The sequence below is a fragment of the Streptomyces capoamus genome, from assembly GCF_014654935.1.
GTDB classification, from domain to species: domain Bacteria; phylum Actinomycetota; class Actinomycetes; order Streptomycetales; family Streptomycetaceae; genus Streptomyces; species Streptomyces capoamus.
This window is the reverse complement of the sequence record NZ_BNBF01000008.1, coordinates 141,850-147,478: the sequence shown is the minus strand read 5'-3', so window position 1 is coordinate 147,478 and position 5,629 is coordinate 141,850. Positions and strand designations below refer to the sequence as shown.

Here is a 5,629-nt window from a genome sequence, read left to right as displayed (position 1 = left end):
ACCAGGACGCCCGAGCGGGAACCAACCAAGGTAAAAACGCCCATCCTTGGAATTGACATGCACGTCCGCGCGGTCGTCCACGACCAGGTGGAAGTCGTCGGCGGAGAACTGATCCATCACCAGCGTGGCCTGGCCAGGGCCGAGCAGCCACCCACGCAGCCGCAGAGCCTCGACGGTGGTGGAGAATCCGGGAGCCGTGGACGCCGCAGTCACGGGCAACCACCTCTCTGACCTGGTCTTTTACGAGAAGGTCGTCCAGGTTCACATGCCGCTGTGGCGTTGGCCAGTCATTCGTGGATCTTCGCTGTCTGCCCCCGGCGAACTGCGATACACAGCGCCGCAGCGGCACGGTCGTATCCCGTACAAACGGCGCGCGCGACCCCAAGACCGCTCCGACGAAGTCGAAGGTCACACGCCCAGCAGGTTCCGAGCTTCCTCGGCGCACCCCCACGACAGCGTGACGCCGGCGCCTCCATGCCCGTAGTTGTGCACCACCAGGGTGCCGTCGTCCCGCGCCTCTCCCTCCACGCGGACGGTGGCGCGGGTCGGTCGAGCGCCGGTCCGGTGCTCCAGGACAGGGGTCTGAGCGAGTCGGGGCTCGACCTCGGCGCACCGGGCGAGGATGCCGGCAGCCGCCTTGTCGTCGGGGGCCAGATCGCCCTCGCCGTCGATCGCGGTGCCGCCCAGGACGACCGTGTCGCCGTGGGGGTAGAAGCACAGGAGGTCCGGGGAGAGGCCGGTGTCCTCGGAGAAGAACTCGGTCAGCCCAGGGTTGGTGACGACGACGTGCTGGCCGCGGATGGGCCGGAGGTCAGGATCCGGAACCAGGTCGCGTGCGCCAAGGCCCGCGCAGTTAACGATCGCCGAAGCCGGACCGGCGTCCGAGAGCGAAGTCAGCCGTCGCTGCTCGACCACGCCGCCGGCCTCGCGGAGTCTGCGCAGGAGGTAGTCGAGGTAGGTGGGCATGTCGATCAGTGGCACGGTGAACCGGTAGCCAGCCGTGAACCCGGCCGGGAGTTCGACCCGCTCGCACGGTCGGAAACCGGGCAAAGTGGTGGCCCAGTCCGGCGCGGCTTCGGCCGTGCGGGACGCCTCGATGCCACTGGTGAGCCGGACGCCCGTCGCCGGGTCCTGGGCCAGCTCCCGGAAGATCTCCAGGGACCGTTGTCCCCACTGGTCGACCTTGTCCTTCGGCTCGACCAGGTAAGGCCCCCACATCGCCCCGGCCGCCAGCGACGTGGCCCCCGGCACCTGCTCGGCGATCACGTACACCGAAGCCCCGGCCTCGGCGAGAACAACGGCCGTGGTGAGCCCAGCCACCCCAGCCCCGACAACGACAACGCGCTCCCCTGCGGTCATGGACCCGACCCTAACGGCCGGGTTGCGTCGATGGGGCGTGTTGGGCGAGGGCGTCCTCCAGGGCTGGCAGGAAGCCGCGCACGTGAGGGTTGCGCTGTCGGCGGCGAAGGTCGGCGGCAAGCTGGTGGAGCAGCGCCGCGCTGCGAGGCGAGCGGACGACATCAAGGCGGTCGGCGGCGATCCGGCCGATCTCGCAGGCTGCCTCCAGGTCTCCGTGCGCGCTGTGGCCCAGGGCCAGCCAGGCTCCCTCGAACATGGCTCGGCGCTGGCTCGGGTCGCCGCGCGGGACGTCGTACGCCCCGGATCTGAGCATCTCGGTCCCTTGGGCGAGGAAGCGGCGGCTCTCCTTTCCGCTCTCCGCCTTCTGCCGTGCACGACCCATCTGGATGAGGCCGTAACCGGCCTGGCAGTCCAGGTGGTTGTCGGTGAGGAAGTACATCCAGCGGGGCTCTTCTTGGCCGCCGTCCCGGCTTGCGATCAGTTCGCGGGCAACGCCACGAGTGTGGGCGAAGTCGTTGTCACGGCCAGCGGCGGCGTAGGCGTACGCGAGTCGGGACAGGACGGATGCCTGGACGGCCAGCGGGGCGGCGTCGCTTGCCCGGCGGGCGGCCTCACCGAGAGCGATGGCGTCCGCGGGGTGTCCTCGACTCGCCGCCTGGAAGGAGAGGTCGCCCAGGATGTGGGCGCACAGGGGGAGATCATTGACCTGATGCGCGGCCCGGAGCGCCGTGACGAAGTAGCGCTGCGCCAGTCCGTGGTCGGCCGCGTCGAAGGCCATCCAGCCGGCCAGCTGACCGATCTCCGCGAGCGCGCGGATCAGACGGCTCGTGACAGCCGGAGGGTGGCCGCCTTCGCGAATCAGCAGCCCGACAGCCCGGAACTGGGCTCCGACGTAGGGCAGATGACGTGCCCCTCCGTGCTCGTCATCGAGCAACTGGAGCATGGGAAGGTGCTGCTCGACCTGGTCCACGAGCGGATCGGTGCCGAGCGACGACGTCATTCGGGGCGTGTACTGACCGCGTCCCGCGGTGCCGTCGAGGTACTGGGCGACGATCGCGAGGAGTCCCGCGCCCGAGATCGCGAGGAACCGGCGCCGGTCGACGAGCCCTCCCATCACCCACTCCTCCACGATCGCCTCCATGCCCTGCGCGGTCCAAGGCCGCGCGAGATCCGTGTCCGCGGGGACCAGCGCTGACGAGTCGCCCACACGACCCTGCCACAGTTCGGCTATCGAGACATTCCTACCCAGCTCCTGGGAGAGCACGTAGGCGGCCATCATCGGCAACGGCGAACGCGGCAGGGAGCCGGCGTCCCGCCAGTGGTACGGCGCCGACTCGGCCACCGTCCCCGCGCCGAAGACCCGGTTGAGCTTGCGAGCGAGCGCCTTCGGGCTCCACCCGAGTTCGTCGAGGCACCCCGCCAGTACGACGTTGGGCTCGCCTGTCTGCGGTGCCACGTGCGACCACCCTTCGCTCCAGTGGTTCGTCCATCACTTCGCGAGCCCCATGGTGATGCCCCTGGACGGACGATTCACCACCGTCGCATGGAAGTTGACCGAGTTGACCCACTGATCGGGTCCTGTCTGACCTTCCCTCTCCTGTGTTCTTGGATCCCGGCGGAGGCGCCCGTCTTCACGGGCCGACGGAGAAAGAGGTGGGCCTTGAGACAGCACACGAGCACCTCCCCAGGCCGACCGAGCGGTGTGCTGGACCGTGACGCCGGACGACCAACCTCCGCCGCCGGACGCGGGCTCGCCGCTGGCGACGGCACGACCACCCTGATCACGGATCTGCCGTACGGACCGGAAGCGGCCGAGGTCGCCCGGAGCGCCGTGACGCTGGCGCTGCGTGGCACTGAGACGGACGTACTTGCTGACGCCCGCCTGATCGGGTCGGAGCTCGCGACGAACGCCTTCGTCTCGGGCAGTCCTCCGTTGGTTCTGTGCGTCGACCGCAGGAGTCTGACCGGCGGCGGCCTGGAGATCGAAATCACCGTCACCGACGGCGGCTGTTGCCGACCCGCACCCGCTTCTCCCACCGCTCCCGACGAGCAGGCCGAATCAGGACGGGGACTGGTCATCGTCGATGCCTTGGCCGACGCCTGGTCGCTGACCACTGGCACCCACGGCTCTCGTGCCTGGTGCCGACTCACCCACAGGCCGTGCTTTTCGTCCGTCGGCGCCTGATGTCCACGCCTGCCCAAACCCGTCCTCCAAGGAGGCACCACACAGTGCGCATCGACCATGCGACTTCCCCACCCTCACGCACGGCTGTGCCGGAGGCCGCTCGCCAGCCCAGGGTCGTCGTCGCTCTCCACGAGGGCTTCTACGGCGCGGAGTCGGGCACCGGCTTCAGCAACCGCGCCTTCCTCACGGCACTGGCCCGACTCCTGCCGGCAGGCCGCCTCTCAGTGATCACCCCGCACGTGCCCGAGACCGCGGGAGCGCACGATCAGCGGTGGGCCGGCGAGGTGCGGCAGATTCTGCGACAGGCCGCGGCCGAGGTCATCATGATCCCGAAGGTCAACGCGCCGCCGGACTCGGTCCGCGGCTCGGTGCAGCTGTGCGACCTGGCGGGCGAGGCGGCCATACGCATCGCCGCGCGGGCGAGCCGGTGCCTCCTCGTCGGTCTCGACATCCCGTTCCTCGGGCTCGCGCCCTACACGTCGCCGACCACGGACCTGCTGCTCGTGCCCCGCTCCACGACCGCGCTGACGCGGCCCAAGGACGTCTCCCGCGTCCGCTGGGAGCGGGACGCCCTGCGGGCGGCGACACTCCGAGGTGGGCGCGTCGGGGCCATCTCCTCCCATATGCGAGGCCACCTCGTCGTCAACTACGCCGTCCCTCGGTCAAGCATCGTGAGCATCCCGAACGGACTGATCCGTGAGGAGATGGTCAGGCCGGCCACGGCTCTGCCGCTGCCTTTCAAGGCCCGCGCCGGATTCCTTCTCGCCATGGGCCGCGCAGTCCCGACGAAAGGCTTCGAAGATCTCCTGGAGGCGTTGCGCCTGCTGAAGGAACGCGGTGTCCCCGTTCCTCACCTGCTGCTGGCTGCTGTGACCTCGGAGGATCACAAGCAGCCCTCCTCGTACCAGCAGGACCTGGCGGCACACATCCGGGCGCACGATCTGGACGCGACTCTGATCACTCGCTTCACCCCCGCTATCCGTGCCTGGTTGCACAGCCCGGCCCTGCGCGCGGTCATCGTTCCCTCTCGCGAGGAGCCCTTCGGCCGGATACCCCTGGAGGCGTTCGCGGCCGGTGCGGGCCCGGTGGTCGCGACCACGGCCGGCGGCCTGGCTCAGACCGTCATCGACGGCGAGACCGGTTTCACGGCCGCACCGCAGGACCCCAGGTCCCTGGCATCCGCTCTGCACCGGGCCCTGACCGTCCTGCCCCGAGAACGCGATCGGCTCCGGACCGCCGGGGCGGCCCTGGTGCGCTCCCGCCACGACTACGAGGCCAGCGTCGGTTCCGTCATGGACCGCATCGCCCCTTGGGCGCTGGCGCGGTCAGCCACCGCGGAGGGCCGCGCGCGATGACCCAGCCGGTGGTGCTGATCAGCCTGGAGTCCCCGCACTCCTTCTGGCGGCTGTCCTCCGAGCACGAGCGTGCGCTGTCCGCCGCCTTCCCCGGCGTCGAGTTCCGCAGGGCGACCGAGGAGGCCGTGCCGCACGAGCTGGCTGACGCGCACATCTACTTCGGATGGCGATTCGCGCCCTCGTGGCTGTTCGCCGCGCCACATTTGAAGTGGATCGCTTCCCCGGCCGCCGGCACTGACCATCTGCCCGTCGCCGAGGCGCACTCCGTCGGGGTGGCCCTGACCCGCTCGTACGGCTTCCACGGCAGGCCCATGGCCGAGCACGCCATGGGCCTGGTCCTGGGTTTCTCCCGCGGGCTGTTCATCAGCCAGCGCGTCCAGCGGAACCGTGGCTGGTGGAAGGACGACCTGGCCGAGGAGTTCTTCGACCTGGCGGGGGCGACGATGACCATCGTCGGCTGCGGCAGCGTCGGACGCCACCTCGCCCAGGCCGCTCGGGCCTTCGGCATGAACGTCATCGGAGTGCGCCGGACACCACCTGCGGCTTCCGAGGGCGGGATCACGTGGGTGCACACGACGGCGGTGCACCAGGCGGTGTCCGTCGCCGACGTAGTGGTCAATCTGCTGCCCGCGACCCCGGCGACGGACCGCTACTTCGACCATGACCTCTTCTCGGCGTGCAAGCCCCGCTCTCTCTTCCTCAACCTCGGCCGCGCGGCAACCGTCGACCA

5 protein-coding genes and 1 pseudogene are annotated in these 5,629 nt (G+C 70.0%); 3 read left to right on the top strand and 3 right to left on the bottom strand.

Annotated features, from left to right (window positions below; genetic code table 11):
* From IE312_RS40165 to IE312_RS15215, 3 genes and pseudogenes are all read right to left on the bottom strand, one after another.
* A pseudogene (locus IE312_RS40165) lies at positions 1-213 on the bottom strand (DUF317 domain-containing protein); the annotation flags it as partial.
* Positions 214-408: 195 nt separating this feature from the next.
* On the bottom strand, positions 409-1,359 hold the full coding sequence (locus IE312_RS15220; protein WP_189982056.1) for an FAD-dependent oxidoreductase: 951 nt from the start codon (positions 1,357-1,359) through the stop codon (positions 409-411).
* Between the two features lie 10 nt (positions 1,360-1,369).
* A complete protein-coding gene (locus IE312_RS15215; protein WP_189982054.1) occupies positions 1,370-2,815 on the bottom strand; it encodes an NsdA family TPR-like regulatory protein in 1,446 nt (481 codons plus the stop codon).
* 246 nt (positions 2,816-3,061) lie between these two features.
* Here IE312_RS15215 and IE312_RS15210 point away from each other — a divergent pair, with 246 nt between their 5' ends.
* The 3 genes from IE312_RS15210 to IE312_RS15200 form a co-directional block, all read left to right on the top strand.
* Positions 3,062-3,544: an ATP-binding protein gene (locus IE312_RS15210; RefSeq protein ID WP_189982052.1), complete on the top strand. Its 483-nt coding sequence runs from the start codon at positions 3,062-3,064 to the stop codon at positions 3,542-3,544.
* Positions 3,545-3,588: 44 nt separating this feature from the next.
* Positions 3,589-4,899, top strand: coding sequence for a glycosyltransferase family 4 protein (locus IE312_RS15205; protein ID WP_189982050.1), 1,311 nt, complete (start codon positions 3,589-3,591; stop codon positions 4,897-4,899).
* A partial coding sequence (locus IE312_RS15200) for an NAD(P)-dependent oxidoreductase (RefSeq protein WP_229899788.1) occupies positions 4,896-5,629 on the top strand: 734 nt, incomplete at its 3' end. The genes IE312_RS15205 and IE312_RS15200, both read left to right, overlap by 4 nt.